The 3684-nt window shown below is 71.3% G+C and carries 4 protein-coding genes and 1 pseudogene; 3 read left to right on the top strand and 2 right to left on the bottom strand.

Annotated features, from left to right (window positions below; translation table 11 throughout):
* The first annotated feature begins 148 nt into the window (after positions 1–148).
* Entirely contained in the window at positions 149–1648 is a 1500-nt protein-coding gene (locus tag AB0J52_RS31855; protein WP_500186490.1) for an aldehyde dehydrogenase family protein, read from the top strand.
* Positions 1649–1704: 56 nt separating this feature from the next.
* On the opposite strand, the gene AB0J52_RS31850 is transcribed toward AB0J52_RS31855, so the two are convergent.
* Entirely contained in the window at positions 1705–2103 is a 399-nt protein-coding gene (locus AB0J52_RS31850) for a nuclear transport factor 2 family protein (protein ID WP_500186488.1), read from the bottom strand.
* 81 nt (positions 2104–2184) lie between these two features.
* Between AB0J52_RS31850 and AB0J52_RS31845 the strand changes: the two genes are divergently transcribed.
* Positions 2185–2751 (top strand): TetR/AcrR family transcriptional regulator, encoded by a 567-nt coding sequence (locus AB0J52_RS31845; protein WP_500186487.1) that lies wholly within the window; start codon positions 2185–2187, stop codon positions 2749–2751.
* On the opposite strand, the gene AB0J52_RS31840 is transcribed toward AB0J52_RS31845, so the two are convergent.
* Positions 2711–3358, bottom strand: a complete 648-nt coding sequence (locus tag AB0J52_RS31840) for a TetR/AcrR family transcriptional regulator (protein WP_500186486.1) — start codon at positions 3356–3358, stop codon at positions 2711–2713. The two genes, AB0J52_RS31845 and AB0J52_RS31840, sit on opposite strands and share 41 nt — an antisense overlap.
* Positions 3359–3477: 119 nt before the next feature.
* Here AB0J52_RS31840 and AB0J52_RS31835 point away from each other — a divergent pair.
* Positions 3478–3684: pseudogene (locus AB0J52_RS31835) on the top strand (MFS transporter); the annotation flags it as partial.

Raw genomic sequence — 3684 nt, 5'->3', positions numbered from 1 at the left:
CTGTCGGAGCGGGCCCGGGTGGAGCTGCCCCGGCGCGTCCCGGCGGGGTTCCACGGGAGCTGGATCCCGGACGGCGACGTAAGGTGATTTACTAGCCGGTAGCAGGCAAGTGGTCACTTACCCGGTTGAGCAGCCCGGAGGCAGCACCATGTCCGTCGCCACGGAAAGCACCACGTTCCCGTCGCTGAACCCCGCCACCGGCGAGGTGGTCGCCGAGCACCCCGTCCACGACGCCGCCGCCGTCGGGGAGGCGGTCGCGAAGGCCCGCGACGCGGCCGCGTGGTGGGGCGAGCTGGGCTGGAAGGAGCGGCGCGTCCGGCTGCTGAACGTCAAGGGCGCGCTCACCCGCAACCTCAACCGGATGGCCGAGCTCATCCACCAGGAGACCGGCAAGACGCTGCAGGACGCCCAGCTCGAGACCGTCATGGCGATCTCGCACCTGGACTGGGCCGCCCGGCACGCCGCCAAGGTGCTCGGCCCGCGCACGGTGTTCCCGGGCGCGATGTCGCTGAACCAGAAGTGCGTCCTGGAGTACCAGCCGCTCGGCGTCGTCGGCGTGATCGGCCCGTGGAACTACCCGATCTTCACCCCGATGGGCTCGATCGCCTACGCGCTCGCCGCCGGTAACGCCGTGGTGTTCAAGCCGTCGGAGTTCACCCCGGGCGTCGGCGTCCTGCTGGCCGAGCTGATCAGCACGGTGATCCCGGAGCGCCCGGTGTTCCAGCTGGTCACCGGCTTCGGCGAGACCGGCGGCGCGCTCGCGTCCCACCCCGGCGTCAACAAGATCGCGTTCACCGGCTCGGCCCGGACGGCCCGCAAAGTCATGGCCGCGTGCGCCGCGAACCTCACGCCGATCGTCGCCGAGTGCGGCGGCAAGGACGCCTGCATCGTCGACTCCGACGCCGACCTCGACGCCGCCGCCGACTCGGCGCTGTGGGGCGCGATGGCGAACGCCGGCCAGACCTGCATCGGCGTCGAGCGCGTCTACGTCGTGGACGACGCCTACGACGCGTTCCTCGCCAAGCTGACCGAGCGCGCCGCCAAGCTGCGTCCGGGCTTCGACCGCGAGGCCGCCTACGGGCCGATCACCATGCCGTCCCAACTCGACATCATCGAACGGCACATCAAGGACGCCCTGGAGAAGGGCGGCAAGGCCGTCGTCGGCGGGCCCGAGTCCGTCCGCAAGCCGTACGTCGAGCCCGTGGTGCTGACCGACGTCCCGGACGACTCGTCCGCCGTCTGCGAGGAGACCTTCGGGCCGACCATCACCGTCCACCGCGTCCGCGACCTGGACGAGGCCGTCGAGAAGGCCAACGCCACCAGCTACGGCCTGGCGGGCACGATCTTCTCCAAGAACAAGACCCGCGCCATGGACGCCGCCCGCCGCATGCGCTCGGGCATGACGTCCATCAACGCCTTCGCCGCGTTCGCGATGGTCGCCGCGCTGCCGTTCGGCGGCGTCGGCGAGTCGGGCTTCGGCCGCATCCACGGCGCGGACGGCCTGCGCGAGTTCGCCCGCCCGAAGGCCATCACCCGCCAGCGCTTCGCCCTCCCGGCGAACCTGACGTCCTTCGACCGCACCGAGAAGCAGATGGCGCAGATCCTCCAGCTCGTCACCATGATGCACGCCAAGCGCTACAAGCGCTGACCCGCCCGGCGAGTCCCCGGGGAGAGGACCACCAGGTTACGGCCGGGGGCACGGGCTCAGCGGGCGCCGAGGGGCTTTCTGCGGGGGTGGATGGTGCGGTGGGTTATGCGCCAGCCTTGGGGGCCTCGTTTGACGACGTCGTGGTAGACGGCGCTGGCGGTGGTGCCGTCCACCGCGATACCGATGGCCTTGGCACGGGCGTGGACCTCGTCTTCCGTGACCTCGGTGAGGATCACGTTGGTGACGTGGTGGCCTACGGGGTTGGCGTCGCCGAGGGCCTCTGCCGCGTCCTTGAGGGCGGCGGTTCCGTGGAGTGGGCCGGAGCCCAGGGCGGAGACGTCGTAGACCACGTCGTCCGCGAAGACCTCGTGCAGGCGGTCGAGTTCGCCGTCGTCGCAGAGGTGGCCGTGCAGGGAGATCAGGTCGGTGATGGCGATGCGGTCGTCCGGTGTCATGCTGCGGCTCCTTAAACGGGGAGTTCCCCACTTAATCGGCTACGCTACGGAGGACGTCCTCGATCCACAAGGGGTCAGCCGATGCCTCCTCGCCGTCCGCGTGCCGACGCGGCGCGCAATGCCGCGCTGCTCCTGGCCTCGGCCGAGGCGCTGTTCGCCGAGCGCGGGCCGGACGTGCCGCTCGACGAGGTCGCCAAGCGGGCCGGGGTCGGGAACGCGACGCTGTACCGGCACTTCCCCACGCGCGAGGACCTGCTCATCGCCGTGTACGCCGACGAGGTCGAGCGACTTCTCCGCCTCGGCCGGGAGCTGGCGTCGGCGTCGTCCGGCGAGGCGCTCTACGTGTGGCTGGACGAGTTCGTCGCGCATGTCGCGGCCAAGCGCGACCTCGCGATGGCGATCACCGAGACCCCGGACGGACGCCGGTCGCGGCTCTTCCACGAGTGGCACACCGCGCTGAACGAGGCGGCCGAGACCCTCGCCGTCCGGGCCAAGGCGGCCGGGACGCTCAAGGACGACATCGCGACCGCCGACCTGTTGGCGCTGGTCAGCGGAGGTGCGATGACGGCGGGGAACGCCGACGACGCGCGCCGCCTGCTCCGCCTCCTCAGGGACGGCCTGGAGCCTCGGCGGGCCCGAAAGCTCTGAGGAACGTGTCCACCGCCTGGCGGGCGGAGTCCCGCAGCTCCCCCTCCGGGAGGGGACGGGTGCCGAGCCGGGTGCGCTTCTCCATGGGGCCGATCAGCAGCGCCGTGAACTGCTCGGCGGCCAGTTCGGGGTCGGTCAGGTTCAGCCGTCCGGCGAGGGCGAGGCGCGCGAAGCGGTCGGCGAGGGTCCGCAGGACACGGTCGGCGACGCCGCTGTGCGTGACGTCCAGCAGGTCGGGGAACCGGTTCCCCTCGGCCAGCAGGATCCGCCGGACGGCCCAGGACCGCTCGTCGCAGTAGCAGTCGAGCAGCCGGCGGCCGACGTCCTCCAGCAGGCCCCGCAGGTCGCCGCCGGTGTCGGCGAGGACTTCGAGCGCGGCCAGGTTCGCGGCCAGCACGCGTTCGGCCTGGGCCGCGAAGGACGCCCGGAGCAGCGCCTCCTTGTCGCCGAAGTGGTTGTAGACGGTGGCCTTGGCGACGCCGGCCTCGGCGGCGATGACGTCCACGCCCGCCTGCGCGTACCCCTCGCGGCCGATCACCGCGAACGCGGCGTCGAGGATCGCCTGCCGCTTGTCGATGCGGCCTCGCGCCGCCGTGGTCCCCGCCATGCCGCGCAGTGTACCGGCCGCCCCCACGACTTGGACTCCTGAGTCTATTTACTCGAACCACCTTGCCCAAGACTTGTCAGGCTTCTATGTTGGTCGCGCCAGTCTAGTTAGGGAGTCTGATGAATACAGATGCGTTCGATCCGGCCTTGCGCCGGCTGATCGCCGTGGTGCTGCTGGGCGGAATCATGGGCATCCTGGACGCCACGATGGTGTCGGTCGCCGCGGACCGCCTCGCCCGCGAGTTCGGCAGCACGCTCAGCGCCGTGGGCTGGGTCTCGACCGGCTACCTGCTGGCGCTCACGGTCACGGTCCCGGTGACCGCCTGG

The organism is Spirillospora sp. NPDC049652, assembly GCF_040675125.1.
Lineage (GTDB): Bacteria > Actinomycetota > Actinomycetes > Streptosporangiales > Streptosporangiaceae > Spirillospora.
Note: the sequence above shows the minus strand (reverse complement) of the source record. Positions and strands in the feature narration are given on the sequence as shown.